Origin of the sequence: Acinetobacter sp. SAAs474 (assembly GCF_032823475.1) — a bacterium.
GTDB lineage: Bacteria > Pseudomonadota > Gammaproteobacteria > Pseudomonadales > Moraxellaceae > Acinetobacter.
The window spans coordinates 863,252-887,246 of record NZ_CP127915.1; the positions used below are offsets into that span (position 1 = coordinate 863,252).

The 23,995-nt window shown below is 38.0% G+C and carries 23 protein-coding genes; 15 read left to right on the top strand and 8 right to left on the bottom strand.

Features of this window, described 5'->3' with window-relative positions:
* Positions 1-5: 5 nt before the first annotated feature.
* Positions 6-572 (bottom strand): CC0125/CC1285 family lipoprotein, encoded by a 567-nt coding sequence (locus QSG86_RS05040; protein WP_317030488.1) that lies wholly within the window; start codon positions 570-572, stop codon positions 6-8.
* 40 nt (positions 573-612) lie between these two features.
* Positions 613-1,152, bottom strand: coding sequence for a DUF924 family protein (locus tag QSG86_RS05045; protein WP_317030489.1), 540 nt, complete (start codon positions 1,150-1,152; stop codon positions 613-615).
* Positions 1,153-1,356: 204 nt separating this feature from the next.
* On the opposite strand from QSG86_RS05045, the gene gshA reads away from it, so the two are divergent.
* The 4 genes from gshA (at position 1,357) to parE (ending at position 6,310) form a co-directional block, all read left to right on the top strand.
* A complete protein-coding gene (gshA, locus tag QSG86_RS05050; RefSeq protein WP_317030490.1) occupies positions 1,357-2,934 on the top strand; it encodes a glutamate--cysteine ligase in 1,578 nt (525 codons plus the stop codon).
* Positions 2,935-2,952: 18 nt separating this feature from the next.
* The gene (locus QSG86_RS05055; protein ID WP_317030491.1) at positions 2,953-3,447 is read left to right on the top strand and encodes a disulfide bond formation protein B; all 495 of its coding nucleotides are present in this window, start codon (positions 2,953-2,955) and stop codon (positions 3,445-3,447) included.
* Positions 3,448-3,830: 383 nt separating this feature from the next.
* Entirely contained in the window at positions 3,831-4,415 is a 585-nt protein-coding gene (locus QSG86_RS05060; RefSeq protein ID WP_317030492.1) for a YqiA/YcfP family alpha/beta fold hydrolase, read from the top strand.
* A gap of 14 nt (positions 4,416-4,429) precedes the next feature.
* Entirely contained in the window at positions 4,430-6,310 is a 1,881-nt protein-coding gene (gene parE, locus QSG86_RS05065) for a DNA topoisomerase IV subunit B (RefSeq protein ID WP_317030493.1), read from the top strand.
* Between the two features lie 170 nt (positions 6,311-6,480).
* Here parE and QSG86_RS05070 read toward each other — a convergent pair whose 3' ends face one another.
* The 3 genes from QSG86_RS05070 to QSG86_RS05080 all read right to left on the bottom strand — a co-directional run bounded on the left by QSG86_RS05070 (position 6,481) and on the right by QSG86_RS05080 (position 8,995).
* The gene (locus QSG86_RS05070) at positions 6,481-7,197 is read right to left on the bottom strand and encodes a hypothetical protein (RefSeq protein WP_317030494.1); all 717 of its coding nucleotides are present in this window, start codon (positions 7,195-7,197) and stop codon (positions 6,481-6,483) included.
* 342 nt (positions 7,198-7,539) lie between these two features.
* Complete coding sequence (locus tag QSG86_RS05075) at positions 7,540-8,070, bottom strand: N-acetyltransferase family protein (RefSeq protein ID WP_317030495.1); 531 nt, start codon at positions 8,068-8,070, stop codon at positions 7,540-7,542.
* A 199-nt stretch (positions 8,071-8,269) separates the two neighbouring features.
* A complete protein-coding gene (locus QSG86_RS05080; RefSeq protein WP_317030496.1) occupies positions 8,270-8,995 on the bottom strand; it encodes an outer membrane protein OmpK in 726 nt (241 codons plus the stop codon).
* 551 nt (positions 8,996-9,546) lie between these two features.
* On the opposite strand from QSG86_RS05080, the gene QSG86_RS05085 reads away from it, so the two are divergent.
* The 4 genes from QSG86_RS05085 to QSG86_RS05100 all read left to right on the top strand — a co-directional run bounded on the left by QSG86_RS05085 (position 9,547) and on the right by QSG86_RS05100 (position 12,086).
* The gene (locus QSG86_RS05085; protein WP_317030497.1) at positions 9,547-9,897 is read left to right on the top strand and encodes an HPF/RaiA family ribosome-associated protein; all 351 of its coding nucleotides are present in this window, start codon (positions 9,547-9,549) and stop codon (positions 9,895-9,897) included.
* Positions 9,898-10,033: 136 nt separating this feature from the next.
* Positions 10,034-10,579 (top strand): ankyrin repeat domain-containing protein, encoded by a 546-nt coding sequence (locus tag QSG86_RS05090; protein ID WP_317030498.1) that lies wholly within the window; start codon positions 10,034-10,036, stop codon positions 10,577-10,579.
* Between the two features lie 13 nt (positions 10,580-10,592).
* Positions 10,593-11,360 carry a transporter gene (locus QSG86_RS05095; protein ID WP_317030499.1) on the top strand — a complete coding sequence of 256 codons (768 nt, stop codon included), beginning with the start codon at positions 10,593-10,595 and terminating at the stop codon, positions 11,358-11,360.
* A gap of 288 nt (positions 11,361-11,648) precedes the next feature.
* Positions 11,649-12,086, top strand: a complete 438-nt coding sequence (locus QSG86_RS05100; protein WP_317030500.1) for a DUF2147 domain-containing protein — start codon at positions 11,649-11,651, stop codon at positions 12,084-12,086.
* 162 nt (positions 12,087-12,248) lie between these two features.
* On the opposite strand, the gene QSG86_RS05105 is transcribed toward QSG86_RS05100, so the two are convergent.
* Both QSG86_RS05105 and QSG86_RS05110 read right to left on the bottom strand, forming a co-directional pair.
* Positions 12,249-12,602, bottom strand: coding sequence for a Spx/MgsR family RNA polymerase-binding regulatory protein (locus tag QSG86_RS05105; protein WP_317030501.1), 354 nt, complete (start codon positions 12,600-12,602; stop codon positions 12,249-12,251).
* A gap of 438 nt (positions 12,603-13,040) precedes the next feature.
* On the bottom strand, positions 13,041-13,859 hold the full coding sequence (locus QSG86_RS05110; RefSeq protein WP_317030502.1) for an exodeoxyribonuclease III: 819 nt from the start codon (positions 13,857-13,859) through the stop codon (positions 13,041-13,043).
* 40 nt (positions 13,860-13,899) lie between these two features.
* Here QSG86_RS05110 and pyrE point away from each other — a divergent pair, with 40 nt between their 5' ends.
* Positions 13,900-14,550 (top strand): orotate phosphoribosyltransferase, encoded by a 651-nt coding sequence (gene pyrE / locus QSG86_RS05115; RefSeq protein WP_317030503.1) that lies wholly within the window; start codon positions 13,900-13,902, stop codon positions 14,548-14,550.
* Between the two features lie 1,648 nt (positions 14,551-16,198).
* On the opposite strand, the gene QSG86_RS05120 is transcribed toward pyrE, so the two are convergent.
* The gene (locus QSG86_RS05120; protein ID WP_317030504.1) at positions 16,199-16,585 is read right to left on the bottom strand and encodes a DUF1090 domain-containing protein; all 387 of its coding nucleotides are present in this window, start codon (positions 16,583-16,585) and stop codon (positions 16,199-16,201) included.
* A 368-nt stretch (positions 16,586-16,953) separates the two neighbouring features.
* On the opposite strand from QSG86_RS05120, the gene gshB reads away from it, so the two are divergent.
* The 6 genes from gshB to ftsA all read left to right on the top strand — a co-directional run bounded on the left by gshB (position 16,954) and on the right by ftsA (position 23,930).
* Positions 16,954-17,898: a glutathione synthase gene (gshB, locus tag QSG86_RS05125; protein ID WP_317030505.1), complete on the top strand. Its 945-nt coding sequence runs from the start codon at positions 16,954-16,956 to the stop codon at positions 17,896-17,898.
* A gap of 346 nt (positions 17,899-18,244) precedes the next feature.
* Positions 18,245-19,306: an undecaprenyldiphospho-muramoylpentapeptide beta-N-acetylglucosaminyltransferase gene (gene murG, locus QSG86_RS05130; RefSeq protein WP_410487511.1), complete on the top strand. Its 1,062-nt coding sequence runs from the start codon at positions 18,245-18,247 to the stop codon at positions 19,304-19,306.
* 12 nt (positions 19,307-19,318) lie between these two features.
* Positions 19,319-20,764 (top strand): UDP-N-acetylmuramate--L-alanine ligase, encoded by a 1,446-nt coding sequence (murC, locus tag QSG86_RS05135; RefSeq protein WP_317030507.1) that lies wholly within the window; start codon positions 19,319-19,321, stop codon positions 20,762-20,764.
* A gap of 55 nt (positions 20,765-20,819) precedes the next feature.
* On the top strand, positions 20,820-21,749 hold the full coding sequence (locus tag QSG86_RS05140) for a D-alanine--D-alanine ligase (RefSeq protein WP_317030508.1): 930 nt from the start codon (positions 20,820-20,822) through the stop codon (positions 21,747-21,749).
* Between the two features lie 2 nt (positions 21,750-21,751).
* On the top strand, positions 21,752-22,606 hold the full coding sequence (locus tag QSG86_RS05145; RefSeq protein WP_317030509.1) for a cell division protein FtsQ/DivIB: 855 nt from the start codon (positions 21,752-21,754) through the stop codon (positions 22,604-22,606).
* 61 nt (positions 22,607-22,667) lie between these two features.
* Positions 22,668-23,930 (top strand): cell division protein FtsA, encoded by a 1,263-nt coding sequence (gene ftsA / locus QSG86_RS05150; RefSeq protein ID WP_317030510.1) that lies wholly within the window; start codon positions 22,668-22,670, stop codon positions 23,928-23,930.
* The last annotated feature ends 65 nt before the right edge of the window (positions 23,931-23,995 follow it).

Here is a 23,995-nt window from a genome sequence, read left to right on the forward strand (position 1 = left end):
GCTATTTAATTTTGTGCTGCATTCGGTGCTAATGGTTTACCAGTTTCACTGATACCGTACTTTGCACCTATGGATTTCAAAATCAGGGTCGCATTAAATGCATCATCAGGTGCATCCGCCTGATATTTAAAACATTCAATGCTATAGGCAACTTGAGTCGGTTCAATATTGACCACTTGTGGTGCAGTATAATAGGGATAAGGCATCTGCATCGGCCAAGGATGAGAGAATCGACCATAATAAGGCGGCGGATAATAGATTGGTGGTGCTGGATAAACTACGGCTTGGCGTGGTGGTTGACTGACAATGGTATTTGGATTATCAAGCACTTTAAAAAATTGAAAACCATTTTCTAATGTAACTTGAGCTGCTTTTACGAGGGTAATTTCCTGTGCAGTTGCATAGCTGATGCGTGCATCTGTCTGGAAACTAATCCGATAAGTATTCTGATTTAAAGCAATTCGATTAAATTGTCCCAATTGATTTAGGTCAAGGGGGCGACTAGGAGAAAGGGTGCATCCGCTCAGATATACTCCGAATAGGATACAGAGTCCAATAGGGAATTTTTTCATTGGTAGCGCTCCTTGTTGGCAATAGGGCAAAACGAACACGTTAAAAATGGCTATCAGGCTGCGTTAAAAATATACGTTCTTCTGCTGAAGACTGACGTCCCAGAATTTTATTGCGGTGTGGATAACGGCCAAATCGATCAATAATCACTTTATGCTTGATTTCAAATGCTAGGTTTATCGGATTGGCTAAGCTTTGAAATAATTCTAAAGCATATTGATGAATAAGTTTAGACTCACTATGCATAAAAGGAAGATATAAAAAGCTGCGTTGCTGTGCATTTAAATCGAGATCTAAACCTAAACGAATAGCTTCTTGCGCCAGCCCGAGTGCTAATCCATCTTGTGCAAATGCATGTGGGGATTGACGATATAAATTTCTAGAAAATTGATCTAAAACAATGATTTCAGCAAGACGTCCTGCAATGTTGTCACGCCAGTGATAAAGTTCACATTGACTGGCTTGTTGATGAATTTGTTGAAATTGATCGTGAATTTTTTGATCAAACTGATCATCTTGTTTAAACCAAAATACTTGATGTTGTGGCTGAAACCAAAAATCCAAAATGGTGTGATAATTCATAAATATTCATCTTGATTCTTAAATAATTATCAATAAAATCATAAAATGCCTATGTCTAATAGAGTAAGTTTGTGATAAAAAACGGTAAAATAAGATCGAATGATCGGGCTAAACATATTTAAATAGTCATTTACACCATAATAATCACGGTATAATTTTACTCACCAATGATGGTCGTGATTTCTTGATATAAGCGAGATTGTAATGAGTCAACCCCAAGCTAATCCTCAACATGTTCTACCGGACTGGGTGGATTCTTCGCTTTTAAAAGGAATGTTGCGTGGTATAGAACGCGAAAGCCTGAGAATGCAAAGCAATGGTTTTTTATCGCAACAAGATCATCCTAAAGCATTAGGTTCTGCACTGACACATCCACATATTACGACCGATTATTCTGAAGCATTGATGGAGTTTATTACACCACCACAAGAAACTATCCCAGATGTTTTGGCTTACTTATATGATATTCATGCAGTGGTACACCGTCATTTAGAGCATGATGAAAAGCTTTGGCCTTTATCGATGCCATGTATGTTAGATGATGCAGAAGATAATATTCGTTTGGCACAATATGGTCACTCTAATATTGGTCGCTTTAAAACTTTATATCGTCGTGGTTTGGGGGTGCGTTATGGCCGCCGTATGCAAACCATTTCTGGTGTCCATTATAATTTATCTTTTCCTGATCAGTTATTTGAAGCATTACAGGCACATGAGCAGGACGAACAACTTAAGGCACTCTCTTTACAGGATTATCGCAGCCAACGCTATTTTGCTTTGATCCGCAATTTTATTCGTTTAACACCGTTGGTCATGTTTTTAGTCGGAGCCAGTCCATCGGTATGTAAATGTTTTATGACGGGTCGTCAGCATCAATTATTACCTTTGGTCAGTGGAACCTTATTTTTGCCATATGCGACTGCATTAAGAATGGGAAATTTGGGATATCAAAATTCTGCTCAAAAGCAATTAGGGATTCATTATAATGATCTGCATGGTTATTTGCAGGGCTTACAAAATGCGGTAAATTCTCCCTATAAGCCGTTTACTCGTTTAGGTTTATACGATGAAGATGGTGAAGCTATTCAGATTAATGACCATGTTTTACAGATTGAAAACGAGTACTATAGTTTGGTGCGTCCAAAACAGGTACCACAAGCAGGTGAAACACCTTCTCAGGCATTGGCAAATCGAGGTGTAGGATATGTCGAGCTTCGGGCTGTAGATGTTAATCCATATAGCCCTATTGGTATTGATGAAACCACAGCCGGTTTTTTAGAAATCTTGGCATTATATTGCTTATTAATTGATAGCCCTGTTTTAGATGCTGAAGAGCAAGAACAAATTGAACAAAATCAGGCAGAAGTAGTAAATCGCGGCCGTGCACCGAATGCACATATTGTAGAGCAGGCACACAATTATCCGATAATGGATTGGATGTTAAAGCATCTTGATCAGATGCAGCCTTTGGCATTGTTGTTAGACGAAACCTACCAAACCTCATTATATTCAACGGCTTTTACAACCATGTATCGCCGTGCCAATGATGATGAGGATACTTTATCACAGCACGTGATTGCAGATACCTTAAAGCATGGTGGCACTTGGGGCTTTGGTAGTCATATCGCTTTACAACATGCCTCAGTGTATGATGCACATGCATTACCAGAAGAAACTTTGGCATATTTTGATGAGATTGCAACAACCTCTATTCAAAATCAACAACAACTTGAACAAGATAACAGTAAAACTTTTGAAGAGTATCTTGCTGATTATCGATAATAAATAAGAGGTTCTACCATGAGATGGAGTTATCGCTTCGTGAGTGGTTGGTTATTTTTAGCTAGCGTTATAGGTATGGCATTTGCCTTGTATTTGGAACATGTACAAGGTTTGGCACCGTGCCCTTTATGTGTTTTTCAACGTCTTGGTCTGATTGCTTTAGGCTTGATTTCTTTGGTGGCATTTTTACACAACCCACCATTAAAAAGTGTAAAACGTCTCTATGCATTTTTCGGTACATTGGCAATTTTATGGTCTTTTGCTGTAGCAGCACGGCATGTGTGGTTACAAAGCTTACCGCCTGATCAAGTCCCAAGTTGTGGACCAGGCCTAGATTACTGGTTAGAAACGTTACCTTTAAAATCGGTATTTGAGCAGGTACTCAATGGTTCGGGAGAGTGTGCAAGAGTGGATTGGACCTTTTTAGGACAATCACTACCGCTGTGGTCTTTACTGTTTTTTGCACTATTGGCACTGGTGAGTATGTGGCAATTATTTAGAAAATATCAATAAGCTGACGATATAGACGTGTTATAGCGATAAGTACGATAATCCTATCCTGATCAATGGCTATTCTATATTTTAGAATCACCATTGAGGATATGGATCTAGGCTGGGCTGTTATGCGCTGTCATGAATCATATGACAGTGAAATATCTTACAGATGATCACTGATCATCGCATGCGGTGTTGCTTTGATGTAGCTTTACGATCCATGCAATATGATCAGAGAACTGATCTGATGTCTCTATCAGGAGCTCGGCGATCTGTGATGATGTGACGATAAGATGATTCATCATCAATTTTGGGCGAAAGCTGGATGACTGATTTATCACGCTTCGTGCTCTATAATATGAATATGACTGTTTAAAATTCGACTGGATTAAACATTACCGATGAATTTTATTTATTTACATGGTTTTCAAAGTAGCCCGCAATCCGCTAAAGGCCAATTATTAAAACACTATATTGAAAATAAAACGCCATATCATATTGACTTACCTGATTTAAATAAGCCACCGCGTCAGGTGCTACAACAATTGCAACAGCAGTTGCAACACCAGCCCAAAACGGTATTGATTGGCAGTAGTTTAGGCGGTTTTTATGCCACGCAACTTGCTGCGCGTTATCATATTGCAGCGGCTGTGATTAATCCGGTCATTCAACCATGGTTGCTGTTTCAGCAGTTATTTGCCGATTGTCCATTACCGTATCACGTTACCCCAAACTGGTGCTTGGATCAGACACAATTACAAGATTTACAAGATTTAGCTTTACCATTTGTACAAGATGCAAGCAAACTGCTGGTGTTATTGCAACAAGGCGACGAAGTTTTGGATTATCGTGAAGCACAACGCTATTATAGTCAGACCACACATCAGTCTTTCATCATGACAGACAATCATGGTAATCATGCAATGGATGATTTTATTGTCAAGATACCGATGATTGTTCAGTTTTTATCGGATAGCATAGCATAAGGAAACCGAACAACGTGTCTCAATATACGGCTCAATCACTTGAAGTTTTATCTGGTCTAGACCCTGTACGTCGTCGTCCTGGGATGTATACGGATACATCACGTCCAAACCATTTGGCTCAGGAAGTGATTGATAATGCAGTTGATGAGGCATTGGCTGGTTATGCCAATAAGGTGACTGTTACTGTATATAAAGATGGATCGTTATCAGTTGAGGATAATGGTCGGGGTATGCCAGTTGATATTCATCCTGAATATGGTCAAAGTGGTATTGAAATTATTCTCACCAAATTACATGCTGGCGGAAAATTTAGTACCGATAATTACCAGTTTTCTGGCGGTCTACATGGTGTCGGAATTTCGGTGGTCAATGCTTTATCTCGTCGTGTTGAGGTACAGGTACAGCGTCAAGGTAATCTCTACCAAATGGCTTTTGAGCATGGCGAACGTGTTGCTGGATTAGATATTCTGGAAGGTAAAACACCTAAACGCGCCACAGGAACGCGGGTACACTTTTGGCCGGATGAGAAATATTTTGATTCAGCCAAATTCTCTTTGAAAGCCCTTAAACATAATTTAAAAGCCAAAGCTGTATTGGCTGCAGGATTACAAATTACCTATATTGATCAAATCAATGATGAAAAAATTATTTGGCAATTTGAAAATGGTTTAGTCGATTATTTAATGGATGAATTGGAAGATCGTGAGATTATTCCTCATCCTGCTTTTGTGACCAGTGGTGATGCGGAACGTGCGAGCGCTGAATTTGCTATCTGTTGGAATGCTGAAGGTGGTGAGCAAGTTCAAGAAAGTTATGTTAATTTAATTCCAACGGCACAAGGTGGAACTCATGTTAATGGTTTGCGTTCTGGTGTAACCGATGCTTTACGTGAATTTTGCGAGTTGCGTAATCTTTTACCACGTCATCTCAAACTTGCAGCAGAAGATGTTTGGGATGGTGTGAATTATATTTTATCACTCAAATTTCAGGAACCACAATTTTCTGGCCAAACCAAAGAGCGTTTATCGAGTCGTGAAGCATCTGCAATTGTATTGAATATTGCCAAGGATGCTTTTGCACTTTGGTTAAACCAACACTCAGAGATTGCCATGCAACTGGCTGAATTAGTGATTGCCAAAGCTGGACGTCGTTTAAAAGCAGCCAAAAAAGTAGAACGTAAAAAAATTGTTTCAGGCCCAACATTACCTGGCAAGCTTTCTGATTGTGTGACACATACCTTAGAAGAGTCGGAATTATTTATTGTTGAAGGTGATTCTGCGGGGGGATCAGCCAAACAAGCACGGGATAAAAATTTTCAGGCCATTATGCCGATTCGCGGTAAAATTTTAAACACTTGGGAAGTTTCTTCAGATGAGGTATTGGCTTCCCAAGAGGTTCATAATATTGCCATTGCAATTGGTGTTGATCCGGGGAGTGATGATTTATCAGAGCTTCGTTACGGTAAAATTTGTATTCTGGCTGATGCTGACTCTGATGGCTTACATATTGCGACTTTACTCTGTGCTTTATTTGTTAAGCATTTCCGTGCATTGGTTGAAGAAGGTCATTTATTTGTGGCTATGCCGCCTTTATTTCGTATCGATGATGCGAAAGAAGTTTACTATGCCTTGGATGACGCTGAGTTAGAGACTATTCTTAAAAAAACCAAAACCAAGTCACCCCAAATTACCCGCTTTAAAGGTTTGGGAGAAATGAATGCTAGCCAACTGCGTGAAACCACACTTGATCCTAATACACGCCGTCTGGTACAGCTTGATTTAGATGATTTGCAATTAACATCTGGCTTACTGGATAAATTATTGGCCAAAAAAAGGGCCAGTGATCGTAAAGACTGGCTAGAGCAAAAAGGAAATCTGGCAGATATTGTAGTTTAGTACACTAGCGTGCTTGTACATCAAATTTTACCCTGCCTATCGAGCTTGGTGTATAGATTGAAACGTGGCGGTATTTATTATTGATGATTATTTTACATTGGCCATGGTGAGGACTGATGCTGACCATGGCATGATTGGATTTTAATGATGAATGGAATTAAGTACGAGGTTTAGTTTTCAACTTTAAGATAAGTACCGGATGCACTGACATTGTGACCAAAACCACAAGCAAAGTCTTCACCTTGCTGTGTGACAATCAGATGGTTTTGCTGAAATTTTAGCTGAAGCTGGCATTGGTCTTGTTTAAATGTTGTAGAGGATGCATTTAAAGGCATTGTGGTGCTAAATTCCCCCATATTAGGTCCATAAATTAAGCCACGTAAACCAAAATAATAACCTTCAAAATGAATGGTATATTTTTTCTTGTCTTTTTTGACAGTAATGCTGCTCCATTGTCCAAAGCCACTTGGTGTTACATAGCGACCTGAAACATTATTTGTCGCCGCTGGGGGCGGTAATTGACTTAAATTAAATTTACTTAATTTTGAATTTTCATTGAGTGAAAACCAGGCACGAGCCCATTGTGGCTGTCCTAATTTTGCGTAGCTTAAACCGACATTGTTATTAGCAACTTCCACATCATATTCTGTGAGATGAAGGCCAGTTTCATCTTGATTTAATAAGCAAAAAGAGGACCATGAAGCTTGATTTTTAAATTCTGTAAGGGCGTGTTGATATTGTTTTTGATCATAATATTTTTTACCTAAGCGTGCATATTGTTTAACTTTATTACAGCCTTCTTGTAACGCTTGCTCATAACTCTGTTCAGCATAAGCTGGGCTGAGTGCAGTGGCAGATAATAAAATAATAAGACAGTAATTTTTCATATTTTCTCTTGGCTATTTATGCTTTGATTAAGCGTAAATGTTGTCATAGAAAAAGTAAATTAATCTTTGTTAGGCGGCTGCGATTGATTTTATATTTATCGATAGTCTTTTAGGACTTGATTTAGGGTATTAATTTTCTTAATTTTTGGCATGATTTTTGCTTTACATAAGTGATAAGAACAGAGGATATAGTATAAATAATACGGAAAATGGCAATAAAATCATAATTTCAGCGAGGGGCTTAGCCCCTTTTTTTTATTTGATAGGCTTATTCATCGGATGGATAAATTCACATCAGCGAATCATGGATCGTAACATGGCCAATTGAATGATTTTAAATGATTATTTTTGATCAGCTGCTGTCATTGATGTTTTAAAATTTAACTGCATTAAGACTAAGTCTCGCCATGAACCAAATTTATAGCCAACTTCAGGCATATAACCTGTTTGCTGGAAGCCTAATTTTTGATGTAAATGAATAGAGGCTAAATTTTCATGATCAATTGCTGCAATCATAACATGGACATGATTTTGCTGTGCATGTTGAATTAAGGCTTCAAGTAGGCGTCGTCCCAGCCCTTGGCGGCTATATTTTGGTGCAATATAAACTGAATGCTCTACAGTAAAACGATAGCCAGTAAATGAACGAAACGGTGCATAATCTGCATAACCTGCAATTTCTTGAGTTTGTGTATTTTCAATCACCAGTAATGGATAATTTTGTTGCTGGAGTTTGATCAGTACATTTTTAAAATGTTCTAACTCAAAAGGTTGTTCATTCCAAGTCGCTAAACCCTCAAGGACTTCCGGATTATAAATGGCTTGTATTGCAGGTAAATCTAATAATTCAGCAGAACGAATAATAAAAGACATGATGAAAATAAAACTGTTGAAATAGCTTCATAGTAAAAACGTCTTTGCATATTTTTACAACCCTTTATTGATGTATTTTTTATCAGGAGGTGATTTGTTATAATATATTGATTTATATGTATAAAAAATTTTTACTTGATAAGCGGTATATCAAAAAACAAGGTCAAATTGACCTTGTTTTCATATCAGGATTTAAAACTTAAAAATGATATTTAATTAATGCGCTGACATCATTTTGATTTAAACCGGGAATACCATATTTATTATGCCAATTGGCATATTCAACTCCAAGATATAAACGGGTATCCGGTGAAATATGGCGTCCTACATTCCATTTCCATTGACTGGTCCAGTTGAGTTCACTACGTGAATCTTCAGTGGTATTTGACCAGTCGAGGAAACCATCGACAAGGAACTCTTCGCTACTAATTTTAAATGGAATACCATAGACAAAGGTCACTTGATAATCATCTTTAATTAAATCGTTATTAGCACGATAAAAGTTTAATTGAGCATATTGAAAATAAGGGATTTCTAGATCAACTCCAATACCATATAGGTAATTATTGAAGTTATTTCCACCCTCCCATGTTCCTGCAATCAGGACATCTTTTACAGGACCAAATGCTAATTTTTTACCTGTTACAGCACCTAAGCTTAAACGCGGTGATGCTTCAAAGTAAGTATCTTTACTAAAGTCATTATCAGTGCGGTCAACAAAGCCAAAAAAATCACCATACTTTAATTTGGCTGTATATTCAGCCGTAATGGTAGTTTGTTTATTGTCATGCTGCATATTATCTGGGAGTGCATAGTTTTCACCATATAAGCCGGTTAAACTAAAATCTTGCCAGATAGGTGCTGCTTGAGAGAAGGCTGTAACAGAAGAGAGTGTTAGCAAAGTAACAAATGAAGTAAGTTTCATAGCGCGTCGATGATTCAGCAGAGAAAAGCGTGTAAAGGATACAGCTTATTGAAGTAAAAATAAAATATAAATTTATTTTTATTAAAATCATATTGTTATCTATTTATTGTTGATCAATTAAAGTTTTGCATTTATATCAGTATTTAAAATAATAGATGCATATTGTTTTAGATTTGTAAGTTGATAAAACATGTGAAATGTTAAATAAAATAAAGAAATTTTAAGGAAAAACCTTTCATCGGGATGCTGTTGATTGGTTAAAGACGGATAATCGCATTATATTGTTGTGAGAAATAGGTTGCGAGTTGTTTTACTCACGTATTCTTTTGATAATTTTTTTAAATTTCACTTGCATATTTTTGGATTAGGCCCGATATTCAAGGTATAGGGATACAGATCTGTAAATCTCGACATGTTCAGTATTGATCAGATGAGAGGCAAATTCCAATATAAATTAAACAGATTAATGCGTCGCATATTATGGGCAATTCATTTGTGACACAAATTGATTTTGTATACTAAAGATTCAGATAAAAAGAGGATGAAATTATATGAACATTGAAATCCGTACAGATAAAAACATTCAAAATAGTGAGCGTTTAATTTCATACGTGCGTGACGAACTGAATCAAGAATTTCAACGTTATAGTGAAAAAATCACCAATTTTTCTGTTCATTTTAGTGATGAAAATGGTGCAAAAGGCGGTGATGATGATATTCAATGTATGCTTGAAGCACATCCAGCGGGTTTAAAGCCTGTTGTGGTTCGCCATCGTGGTCATAATATTGATACGGCGATTCATGGTGCGATTGATCGTTTAAAACGAAGCCTTGAACATGTTTTCGAGAAAAAAGAGCCTCAACGTGGTGTACAACCAGAATTCGTTGATGTAGATGAATAAAATGGTATAAGAATAAAAAAAGCTCATGAAAATGAGCTTTTTTTTTAACTTGGCTTTAAGATAAATATAATTTATTTCAACAAATTGACATTTATTCTGCATAATAGAACTTAAATTATTGATGTGAGCAATCTTAATGTTAACAGCGCAACAACAATTGCTGGTGCAAGCATTACAAGCATTAGATTTGGCAGAAGTACAACGCCTTTTAGCCGATGGTTTAGATCCAAACTTTATTGATGCTGAAAAAGGTCCAGCGATTTCAGTTTGGTCTGATGGCTTATTTCAATGGTGGGAAGCAGTTTGTGAGGCATATGAGTCTGGTGAGGAATTATCGACTACAGAAAAACAAGCCCAACTTGCGATCCATCTGCAAATTTTAGAGGCTTTAATTCAGGCTAAAGTGAATTTACATTTATGGGATGCTGAAGAGATCTATGGGCCGTTATGGGATGCAGCAAGTGCAGCATGTGTGCCGGCTGTTCAGCGTTTACTAGAAGAAAAAGTTGATCCAAATACAAAAGATGATGAAGGCTTAACCATACTTTCATCGATTAGTGACTTATTTTTTGACTGTGATTTTGATGAAATTAATTGGTCAGATGCTTTGATAGAAGAAAAAGAAACCTTACAACTTCTTCGTGATCATGGTGCAAAAATGACAAAAGAATTGAATAGTTAAATGAGATAACAATATGTCAACATTAAAAAAGTTAACACTGATTAGCATGGTCGCATTGACCACACAGACCTTTGCGGCAGAATTTTCATTTGATCGTCCTGGTCTGAGCTTTAGTACGGGTATTACCCCTGTGGGGCGTCTGGCATGGGAACAATCATTGCCGAATGTGAGCTATAAGCAAACCACAGTAAATGGTCAAACTCTAGATATCACGACATTTAATGCAGATATGATGCTCAGAACTGGTTTGGCAAATGGTTTGGAATTGCGATTAGGCTGGGATGGTCCTATGTGGACACGGTTAAAAACAGCAGGACATACGCGTGAAGAGCATGGGTTAGGTGATATCAGTATTGGATTAAAGAAAGCAATTGATCTGCATGATGATCAGCTTTCAATGGCATTACTGGCTGAAGCACAATTGGCAACAGGGAATGATCAGTTTAGCAATCATCATGATGTTTATACGCTTGGAAGTAGTGTTTCTTATCAATATAATAGTATTGTAAATACAGCAATTACTATGCTCTATCAGCATCAAGATAATCATCTGGCAATTACCGCTATCCCCAATATTGGCTATCAATTTTCTGATCAATGGTCTGGATTTTCAGAATTGATTTACCGTAAATATGAAGGACAAGATGTAGAGTATGCATTAACTTCGGGTGTGATTTATGCACCTACTCAACGGACTCAATTTGATGCCAGCATTGGACTTGATTTAAATGGAATGGATAAAAGCTATCGTGCTGGTTTAGGTGTATCTTATCTATTCTAATCTGGACATCATTGGTATAAATGACCAGTATTGAGATTTGATCATCATATCTTCTGCTGTCTGATCATGAAATGAGCGTAAAATTCGTATTCTATGTCTATACTGGATATGGAATACGAATGATTCACGCTCAGCGTTGCTTAAAGTACCGATCATCTGGCACCGTAAATTATTTTGTTTTGTGATTGATGTGCTTATACTGATAAGTCACATTCAAAAATTGCAAATCGTGGATGATTTTTGAATACTGACATCACGATGATCAATAAAAAATCAGGGAATAAAGTAATGAAAAAAATGACAATCGCATTGGCACTGTTGGGAACGATGGCTTTTGCTCATGCAGCAGATCCATTAAATGGTACTGTTTGGAAGACGATTGATGATAAAACCAAACAGGCAAAAGCATTGGTTAAGTTTACTGAGCAAAGTAATGGTACATTATCAGCAACGATCCAGCAGGTTTTAACCAAAGGGGAAGAGAATGCATGTACCAAATGTGAAGGCCCGTATAAAGATAAATCGTTAAAGGGTTTAACGATTATTAGAAATTTAAAACCAGTCAATAGCTTAAGTTATGATAAGGGTACAATTTTAGACCCTCAGTCTGGAAAAACTTACTCATTGCAAGCAAATTTAGCACCAAATGGCCAGAAACTCGAATTACGCGGGTATATCGGTATTTCCTTATTGGGACGTAATCAAACATGGGTACGTGCGAATTAATTTATTTTGAGCACTGTACAATCATGATTTAAGCATAGTTTAAAAGCGTTATGATGAAAAACATCTGGCTTAATACCAAGCCAGATGATAGATCAATAACAGCAGAAAGTGATAATTAAAATTTGCTCATGCTGTTATGCGATAAATTATCGATTTAAATGATTAATTTTTTGATAAAGCACGAATATCATCTTCATTAAAACCCACAATAATATCATGTTCAGTTTCAATCACAGGACGTTTAATTAAACTGGTATGTGTGGTTAATGCATCAATGAGCTGAGCTTGGCTACTTAGGGCAAGTTGTTGTTCTGCTGCACTGAGTTTTTTCCAAGTCGTGCCTTTTTTATTGAGAATCACTTCACTCCCTTTTGCAGCGAGCCATTTCTCGACATGATCTGCATCGATACCTTGTTTTTTATAATCATGAAATTCATAGGCCAAGCCTAAAGCTGTGATTAAATCTAACGTTTTTTTAACTGAATTACAGTTTTTAATACCATAGATCTTTAACATAAAAAATCCTAAATAAAATAGCAATGGATATAAAACAGGGTAACGAAAATAATGCCAAGATACGATTATCATCATACTATTTTTTTATTCATTTTATTTGATGTGACTATGATGGCTATGAATACAGCGGATTGGTCATATATGATCGATAAAAAGGAGAATATACAAAGAGAAAACCCGCATGAATCATCCTGATATGCGGGTCTCAGTACAACGTCCATTGTCACATCCATGAGAACATTATATCACTATAGTGTTCCTTTCCTTCCTACGGCGTCCTATCCCTTTGCTGTCATCCTGACACTGTCCCTTTGCCGTTGCGCTATAATGCTATTATTTAACACAAGAAGAAATATCTAAACGCCACATGTGTTGTAAGATATCTGATAATATTCAGTGAACACTTGTATACTATTTATATAAAATATGTAATAAATATCATAGCTGATAATCAATAATTACCGGTGCATGATCACTAAACCATTGTTCTTTATATACCCATGCATTGAGCGTACGTGTTTGCCAATCAGGGGAACAGGCATGATAATCAATTCTCCATCCGACATTTTTAGCACGGGCCTGTCCGCGATTAGACCACCATGAATACAGTTCGGCTTCTTTGCGTACTTCGCGAAAGGTATCAACATAACCTAAATCATCATAAATATAATCGAGCCATGCACGTTCATGAGCTAAGCAACCAGAAGATTTTTGATTGCCCGACCAATTTTTAATATCAATACGTTTATGGACAATATTGTAATCACCACAGACAATAATCGATTTATTTTGCTCACGCCATTGCTTTAGAATTTGCCCATATTGTTCTAAAAAATGGTCTTTACGTGCCTGTGCTTCATCTCCAGACGAGCCTGAAGGCAAGTAGAGTGAGCAAATAAAAACATTTTGATTTAAACCCAAATCAAATTCTGCTGCAATAAAGCGACCTTGTGAATCTGCAAGTTCAAAACCTAAGCCATCTGTTATGGAAACAAAAGGCAGGCGACTATAAATTGCGGTACCTGCATACCCTGCACGTTCTGCTGGGAATAGATGGGTGAACCAGCCTTCAGGCTTAAATTTATCGGTCCATTGTGTATGGGTGATCCGACTTTCCTGTATACATACAACATCTGCATCAGCTTGTTCCAACCACTCAAGCAAACCTTTAGTGACAGAAGCACGTAGTCCATTGACATTAATCGATACAACACGAAGAATTTTTTGATCACTTGGATAGCTACTCTTTGGTATCATGCGCAGGTCTTACCTCAATTTATCAGTTTTGGAGCACCTCATGATATCGTCAGCTCAATTTAATCCACAAGCTTTCATCGAACTTGCCTTATCGAGAGGTGTGCTTAAATTTGGTGAGTTTACTTTAAAATCAGGCCGTGTGAGTCCTTATTTTTTTAATGCTGGATTATTAAATGATGGTGAAGCATTATCATTACTTGCATCCGGTTATGCCGACAAGCTGATGCAGTGTCAAGGGGTTGAAGTTGTTTTTGGCCCAGCCTATAAAGGGATCCCTTTTGTTGCGGCAACAGCCGTTGCACTATCACAAAATCATGGTGTGAGTGTACCTTGGGGCTTTAATCGTAAAGAAGCCAAAGATCATGGTGAAGGCGGTGTATTGGTTGGTGCAGCAGTGCAAGGAAAACGTGTCTGGATCATTGATGATGTGATTACTGCAGGTACAGCAATTCGTGAAGTGGTTAAAATTCTACAACATGCAGGGGCAGAAATTGCAGGTGTTTTGGTTGCTTTGGATCGTCAAGAAAAAGGACAAAGTGGCTTATCTGCGATTCAAGAAGTACAGCAAGAATTAAATATTCCTGTACATGCTTTAATTACCATGACGGATTTAATGGACTTTCTACAGCAAGCGGGCCAGCACGATGCTTTACTCAAAATGCAAGCATATCGTACTCAGTATGGTATTTAATTTTGCACTTTTGTTATTTCGCTTAACTTGATACAAGTCAGTATGCTATCCATCTCGATTGAGGGTGAATCTTCAGTGTGGCGAATATCAAGTTAGCTGACTTCATTTGATGATGCTTGCCTTTGTGTAGATTGAAATCGAATTAAAATGGCGATATAACATAAAAAAACTCAGCCTATCTCGGCTGAGTTTTTATTTTTTATTATTAAAATTGCGTTTAAGCAATCTATAACTAACCTCATAATTGATTATTTTATTTATTTCATTATTTTTTTTATTAAAGTCATTATATATTTTTCGGATCATAGAACGATTGGTCGATATCTGAAATTAATGTCAGCCAAATAATCGTGCTGGTTAAAAATAGCACTGCAAGTTTTTAAGTGTCTGTTAAACAATATTAAAGTATTTTTTGATTAAAAATTTAGTGCATAATATTTTATTGAGATTTATACCCAATATGCCGACCCAAAATATGATCGTGCTCAAGCTGCCTATTCAGCAGCTCATGCATCCCTACGGGATACACATGCTGATGATATGGGGCTATTAAAGTATTAAAGACTACCAAGAGTGCCTTTTCAGTATATTCGTGCCCGTAAAATAGATAGTTAACTTGCTGGTTGGAAAAAATGAAATTCCTGAAGGGGATTGTATTTCTAATCCACTATGTAGCTGGTTGCAATGATAGTTTCCAATCCAGATGAGTAAATATCACATGGCCACTTCTGCATCGGGTGTATTATGTAAATATAAATATATTCATTCAGCCACCTCCTTGTTTTATGAGCTAAGAATTGGCGTTGTAGAGACATGAACACCGTATGATTGTGTGAATGTGCATGATTGATGGAGCAATATAACAATCGCCATTATTTATCAGCTATTTAAACAACAGTAGTCGCTGAGAGACAACACCAAAACGTCGTTCCATACGCTGTATCAGCATATTAGACCATGAATTAAATTTAGGTTTAGAGTATAAAAAAACCCCGACATCCTGTCGGGGTTTTTTGTATTGGATCACTAAGCTTACTCCTGTTGAGCTTCACATTCCTGGTGCATGAACGTTTTATCGTTGTTTTATGTTCCGGAACATCCTGTTCTCTGCATAAGTTCATCATAGAAAATTTGTGATCGAGTGTATATGGGTTAAATCCGTAAATCGTTGTGCGTTTAGGCGTACAAAATTGTCTAAATTTTACCCATGTATTGGTATTGGAACTGCTCAGTAGTATGGGTAGATCATGATATGTATGTTAATCAGTACATAAAATCAGCCAACCGTACAAATTATGCAATCATGGGGTTAAACAGGATTTCAGTGATTGATCATATAGCGACATATGAAATAAAAAAACTCAGCCATCCAAGCTGAGTTTTTACTTTTTTTATTATTAAAATTGCATTTAAGCAATCTATGACTTACCTCATTGTTAATTATTTTATTTATTTGATTGTTATTTTTATTAATTCGATTATATCTGTTTTGCATAATATAACGATTGGTAAACATCGGAAAGCAATGTCAGCAATTGCCTACACTTGGTTAAAAAAAGATCAATATAGCTATCTCATGATAAAATAAACGATTGTTTATGATATCTGTCTTGGTCTTATTGAGGGTGCTATGCATAGCACCCTACCATTATTGTGTTTTAAGTTGCTGTTGTGCATGATTCAATTCTGCTTGTGCTTTTGCCAGTTTTTTCTCTTTTTCGATGATTTTATCCGTATTGGCGAGGCTTTTTTGCTCTGCTAACTCAGCTTGAAGTTTGGCAACTTTGTGTGCTTTTTCTTGTACTTTTTGTTGGCGTTTCTGCTGAAGATGATCATCATTACAATACTGACGATTACGCTCTAAGGCACGTTGTAAGCCTTGAATTTGTGCTGTGTTGTTGGCTTTTTCTGCATATTTAAGCTGTGTTGCAATCTGTTGTCTTTTGGCTTCACAGCCGTGAGGGGTTTGTGCTTGCGCACTTATACTGAATATTGTACCTAAGCTGAAAATCATCATTAATGGACTCAATTTCATGGCTATTTCCTTTAAAAAAGATTTAAATTATTGTGCAGTATAAGATGTTTTATTCGCTTAGCGACCCAGTCGGTGCTGGAGAAATAGTCGATTCTTAAATCATGGCACGATATCGGTTGTCATCACAATGATCATTTTATGGCTGCGATGTTTATTAAAGTCAAGTCTTAGTGATTGTAGATGAGATGATCGTACTTTCAATAATTCTGACTTAAGCTGTACTTAAAATGCTCAAAATTTAATGCTATAGGTCACCTTTTGATGTTGTTTTGATCGTTTGATTAAATAAAATTCTTTATGAGCAACCGAAAAGAAATGTTCAATCTCCGTTATACTTATTTTAATACTAGTTAAAAAGAGCAATCCATATGCGTATTCTGGTGGTGATGGACCCAATTGAACAGGTTAATTTAAAAAAAGATTCGACTATGGCAATGCTTTGGGCTGCATCACGTCGAGGACATGAATTGGGCTATGCATTACAGCAAGATTTATATATTGATCAAGGTAAAGCTTTTGCATTGACTGCTGCATTACAGGTTTTTGAAGATCCTGCACATTATTATGCGTTAGCTGAACGAAAAAAAGAGTCATTGGCAACCTATGATGTGATCTTGATGCGTAAAGATCCTCCTTTTGATATGAACTTTATTTATAGTACGTATATTTTGGAACAGGCAGAACGGGAAGGTGTCTGGATTATTAATAAACCACAGAGTTTAAGAGACTGTAATGAAAAATTATTTGCTACACAGTTTCCTGAATTACAAGTTCCCACTTTGGTTAGCTCACAACATGTGTTGATCCGTGAATTTATTGATCAACATCAAGATGTCATCGTTAAGCCGCTGGATGGTATGGGCGGAATGGGCATTTTTCGCCTCACCGCGACAGGTGCCAATATTGGATCAACTTTAGAAATGTTGACGCAGATGGGGCAGCAACCGATTATGGCGCAACGCTATATTCCTGAAATTGTGGATGGTGATAAGCGTATTCTGATGATTAATGGTGAAGCAGTACCATACTGTTTAGCACGTATTCCACAGCAGGGTGAGACACGTGGTAATTTGGCAGCAGGTGGTCGAGGTGAAGCACGTCCTTTAACTGAAAAAGATCAAGCTATCGCTGCTAAAATTGGTCCTTTTTTACGTGAAAAAGGTTTGGTATTCGTCGGTTTGGATGTGATTGGTGATTATGTCACTGAGATTAATGTAACCAGTCCAACCTGTATTCGTGAAATTGATGCGCAATTTGGCACATCGATTGCCGATCGTCTATTTGATGTTTTAGAACAAGGACGAGGCAAATAGCCCCATGATGGCCTAATATCATTAGCCATGAGCACGAGTTGAACTCACTTGCGTTCATGGCGTTATTTTTGTATGGTGTTTGATCTGCAATGATGATGTTAAAGTGAAATCTAAATAGATCGTCATCACAAACGGTGTGCTTTTTTATCGGTGCATAAAAAAACGAGTTGAAATTGTTATAACAGTAGAAAAAACCAATCAAATGCTTTGTGAAAAGAAGTAAATAAACTTTAAAGGCTATGCGTTTGTGATTACAATTGAATGCTAATGAAGAGTTTTACTCGCCTGATTGAAGTTGAAGAAATAGACCGTGACCGAAGTTCATAAAAAACAGCCGAAACATGTCATGATGATGGCCGCAGGTACTGGTGGACATGTTTTCCCGGCATTGGCGGTTGCACAACAATTGCAACAGCAAGGTATTCAAGTATCTTGGCTTGCAACGCCCTCTGGTATGGAAAATAGATTGCTGAAAAATCATTCTATTCCAATTTATCAAATTGATATTCAAGGTGTGCGCGGTAATGGATTGGTTCGAAAATTAGTTGCGCCATTTAAAATTTTAAAAGCAACCTTAAGTGCCATGCGTTATATGAAAAAATTGAATATTGACGCTGTGGCCGGCTTTGGTGGCTATGTTGCTGGCCCTGGTGGTCTTGCGGCACGTGTGTTGGGTATACCGGTATTGATTCATGAGCAAAATGCAGTGGCAGGATTTACCAATACTCAACTCTCCAACATTGCGAAAACAGTATGTCAGGCATTTCCTGATACTTTTCCTGAAAGTCCTAAATTGGTCACCACTGGTAATCCTGTACGTCAAGAAATTGCTGACATTTTAAATCCATCTTGGCGCTATCAACAGCGTGAACAGGCTGGTGAAGCATTGCGTATTTTGATTGTTGGTGGCTCATTAGGGGCAAAAGCACTGAATGACTGCATACCTCAAGCATTAAAACAACTGGATATACCTTTAAATGTTTATCATCAGTGTGGACAAAATCAGCAACAAGCCACACAAGCACATTATCAAGATAAGCCAGCTTCGTTAAAGGTAGAAGTACAGCCTTTTATTGAGGATATGGCAGCGGCTTATTCGAGTGCTGACTTAATTATTTGTCGTGCTGGTGCATTGACGGTCACTGAAATTGCGACCGCAGGTATTGCGGCTGTATTTATTCCTTTACCGACAGCCGTTGATGATCATCAAACGGCTAATGCTCAGTTTTTAGCTCAAGTCAATGCGGCTAAAATTTGTCCTCAAGCCAATATGACACCTGAATCCCTAAAAGAAATTTTAGCCCCGTTGATGAATCGTCAATTATTGTCTGAAATGGCAGTGAAAGCACGTCAACATGCTCAACCCGATGCAACCCAACGTGTAGTTGGTTTAATTCAAGAATTGTAATTCGAGTAACCTATGTCATCTAGTCCAGCTGATCAAGCAAAAAAATTAATTAAAGTACCTGAAATGCGTCGTATTAAGCATATTCATTTTGTGGGCATTGGCGGTGCAGGGATGTGTGGCATTGCAGAGGTTTTAAAGAACCAAGGTTATCAAGTATCGGGTTCTGACATTAAAACATCTAAAACGACTGCACAATTGCAAGAAAATGATATTCAGGTGTATATCGGGCATCAAGCTGAAAATATTAAAGATGCTGATGTACTGGTGGTTTCAACTGCAATTGATCCAGAAAATCCAGAAGTTAAAGAAGCGATTAATAATCGTATTCCTGTAGTACGTCGTGCAGAAATGTTGGGTGAGTTAATGCGTTATCGTCATGGTATCGCGGTTGCAGGTACGCATGGTAAAACCACAACAACCAGTCTCGTGACCTGTATGTTGGCTGAAGAAAACTTAGACCCAACCTATGTGATTGGGGGGTTACTCAATCGTACTGGTGTTAATGCTGCATTAGGTGCAAGTCGCTATATCGTTGCTGAAGCCGATGAATCTGATGCTTCTTTCTTACATTTGCAGCCAATGGCCACTATTGTAACGAATATTGATGCCGATCATATGGATACCTATGGCGGCAGCTTTGATGTTTTAAAAGATACTTTTGTACAGTTTTTACAAAAATTACCATTTTATGGTTTGGCCGTCGTATGTGGTGATGATGCAAATATTCGTGAAATTATGCCACGAATTGGTCGTCCACTTTTAACCTATGGTTTTAATGAAGATAATGACATTCGTGCTGTAGATGTTGATCAAGATGGCATGCAAACACACTTTACAGTACTGCGCAAAGGTTCTGAGCCGCTTCGTGTTACCATCAATCAGCCTGGTTTGCATAATGTACTTAATGCCTTGGCTGCAATTGGTATTGCAACAGATGAAGGTGTTTCAGATGGTGCGATTTGTCGCGCTTTAGAAGGATTTAGTGGTGTAGGGCGTCGTTTTCAGGTTCAAGGTGAGTTTGAGCTTGGTGATGGGAATATCAAGTTGGTTGATGATTATGGCCATCATCCTAAAGAAGTTGAAGCAACCATTAAGGCTGCACGTCAAAGTCATCCCGATCGCCGTTTGGTTATGATGTTCCAGCCACACCGTTTTAGTCGTACACGTGACTGTTTTGATGATTTTGTCGATGTATTGTCTACGGTTGATCAACTTCTACTGCTGGATGTGTATCCTGCCGGAGAAAAACCAATTGTCGGGGCAGATAGTCGCGCATTAGCACGCAGTATTCGTTTACGTGGTCAGGTTGAACCGATTTTAATTGATTTAAGTGATGCCAGTTTACAGAATGTCATGAACAATGTATTGCAATCTGGTGATTTGTTACTGACTCAGGGAGCAGGAAATGTGGGTGCTATTTCGCTTGAATTGGCACAGCATGGTTTATATTTAAAATAATCACGCGATGTGATTATGATGACATCAATTGTTGATAAAATTTAAGGATGTAAATGTGACAAATGCTTCTAAATTCGGCAAAGTTGCCGTGTTGTTTGGTGGTAAATCTGCTGAGCGTGAGGTGTCATTAGACAGTGGTCAAGCCGTATTAGAAGCATTATTACGTTCGGGTATAAATGCTGAAGGATTTGATCCACAAGCGCGTAGTATTACAGAGCTGGTAGACTATGATCGCGCGTTTATTGTATTACATGGACGTGGTGGAGAGGATGGCCAAATTCAGGGTGCCTTAGAGTGGTTAAATGTGCCTTATACCGGTACAGGTGTGCAAGGCTCTGCCATTGGTATGGATAAGGTTAAGACCAAGCAAATTTGGCAAGGTTCTGAATTACCAACGGCACCGTATCGTATTGTTAGTCAAGATTCGGATTTACAGGCTATCGTGGATTCAATTGGCTTACCTTTTATTCTTAAGCCTGTACATGAAGGCTCAAGTATTGGCATGAGTAAGGTTGAGAAACTAGAAGATTTTGCAACAGCTTTAGCCAAAGCGGCACAGCATGACGCTGTGGTGATGGCTGAAAAATGGGTGACTGGTCGTGAATTCACGATTGTGATTTTAAATGGTCAGGCCTTACCTGTTATTCGTTTACAACCACCACAAGATGTGGCTTTTTATGATTATGAAGCCAAATATAATCGTAATGATGTGGAATATGGTATTCCCTGCGGTTTAACGGCAGATGAGGAAAAAGTACTACAAGCTTTGAGCTTAAAAGCTTTTCAGGCCGTCGGGGCAAGTGGTTGGGGACGTATTGATGCCATGCAAGATGAAGCCGGAAATTTTTGGTTATTAGAAGTGAATACCGTACCAGGAATGACGAGCCATTCTTTAGTTCCTAAAGCAGCCAATGCGATTGGCTATAATTTTGATGACTTATGTGTTGCTATTCTTGAGCAAACATTAGCACAATCGGCATCGTAATTATGGCTCAACTTCCCACTTCAATACGTCGTAAAAAAGCGGCAGTAACTTCAATCCATGAAAAGCCACCAACTCGTGCAGAAAAGTGGGCCAATATGGGTGGATGGCTATTGCTGCTGGTTGCTATTGTGATATTGGCAATGGGGCTATTTGGTTTATATCGTGTGATGACGGATGCCAAAATTGCCAATCTTGAAGTGGTGGGTGGTCAATCGGCACAGGAGCGTGAAAAAGTAGAAAAATATGTTGCGCCGATGATTAAGCATAATTATTTCACCTCAGATTTAAAGCAGATTCGTGATAAAACACTGGAATTGCCTTGGGTGGATAGTGTGGTGGTATCGCGATCATGGCCAAATTCCATTCGTATTCGTATTGTGCCTAAACATGCCATTGCGCGCTGGGGTACAGGGCGTTTATTGAGTGATAACGGTGATATCTTTAGCGAAGTGATTGCGAAAAATAATCAGCAGTTACCACTGCTTCATGGGCCAATACGTCAAGCCAAGACCATGATGCGACGTTATAATGAAATTAATCAGCTCTTTTTACCAGTCAATTTACGTTTAAAAGAATTGTATTTAACAGACCGTATGACATGGTTTATGCAATTTGATTCAGGTCTGCGCGTCATTGTTGATCAAGAACAAATGATGAGTAAATTACAGCGCTTGAGTTATTTGGCACAAAATGATTTAAAACCTGTATGGAATCAAATTGCTGCGATTGATCTTCGTTATCGTAATGGCATGGCAATACAGTGGAAAAATGCCACAGCACCTAAAATAATAAATGGTCGTTTTGTTGTAACATTAAGTGACCCAGCCGTTGCCAATCTAGCAACGGTACAGCCATAATAACAGGCTTGAAAATAAAGGCTTTAAGCCATAAATTAAACATTTGTAATGGTAGTAAATAATGAATGAAGCTGTTCCCTCAGTTGTAGCCATAGACATCGGGACACACAAAGTTTCAGTTTTGATTGGTAAGGTATATGCGCCGAATAACATCCAAGTAATTGGTATGGCAACTGCTCGTAACCGAGGCATGAGTAAAGGGAAAATTGTTAGTCTCGATAAAGTCATTATAGCGATTAAAAATGCCGTTCAAGAAGCAGAAGATATGGCGGAATGTCGCGTACACTCGGCATGGATTTCGATTCCGAGTACGGAACTTAAAAGTTTTTATGCAACTGGCCGAACACCCATTGAGAATCATGACCATACAATTACTACAAGTGAAGTGGTACGTGCATTAGAATTAGCAAAAGCCAGTCACTTGACTTCAGATTATTATTTGGTGAGCGCGGTTCCACTTGGCTTTGATTTGGATGATTCAGGTGAGTGGGTACAAAATCCAATTCGAATGTCTGCACGAAGTATGACTGCACATTATCAGTTGATGATGCTGCCGATTAGCACCATGCAAAATCTTGATCGAGCATTAAAAGGTGCCAATATTGGGGTGGAAAAAATGATTATTTCCAACCTAGCAACAGCTGAAGCAACCTTATTAAAAGATGAAAAAGAATATGGTGTTTGTTTAGTTGATATTGGTGCGGGTACGACCAATTTAGCTGTTTATCTCGATGGTCGTTTAGCTTTTGCCTATACCATTCCTCGAGGCGGTGAACATGTCACACGAGATATTGCTGCCGTGTTACAAACAACCACAGAAGAAGCAGAGCGAATTAAGTTACTTTATGGGTGTGTTGATTTAAGTGTGGTAAAACCAGATCATATGATTCAAATTCAATGTATTGATGGTCCTCAGACGATTAGCCGAATTGAGCTAGCTGAAATTATTATTGCACGTTATGAAGAAATTCTAAATTTAATGAGCGATCAGCTAACGCAAAGTGGTGCTATACATGGTCTATATCATGGCGTAGTTTTATCGGGTGATGCCAGTCAAATTGAAGGTATGGTGAGTTTGGTTCGCCGTCATTTGGGCGTTTCTGCACATTTGGGAAATCCTCCAACAGAAGTTTATGCAGAGGATCAACATCAAGCGGCATTGCGTCGTTCGCAATATATTACAGCGGCAGGTTTGCTGATGTATAGCCAAACGTATGCTCAAGATACTATTGTTGAGCCTGAAGAAATTGAATCTTTATCGGTTTGGGGGAGAATCGGACGTGCATGGTCGGGATTAAATGAAAAATTAAAGTCTATTTTTTAGTTGAATTGTAAATGAGCATATTACAGGTACTGACTAAATATTGATAAGTACTTGACAATTTTGCG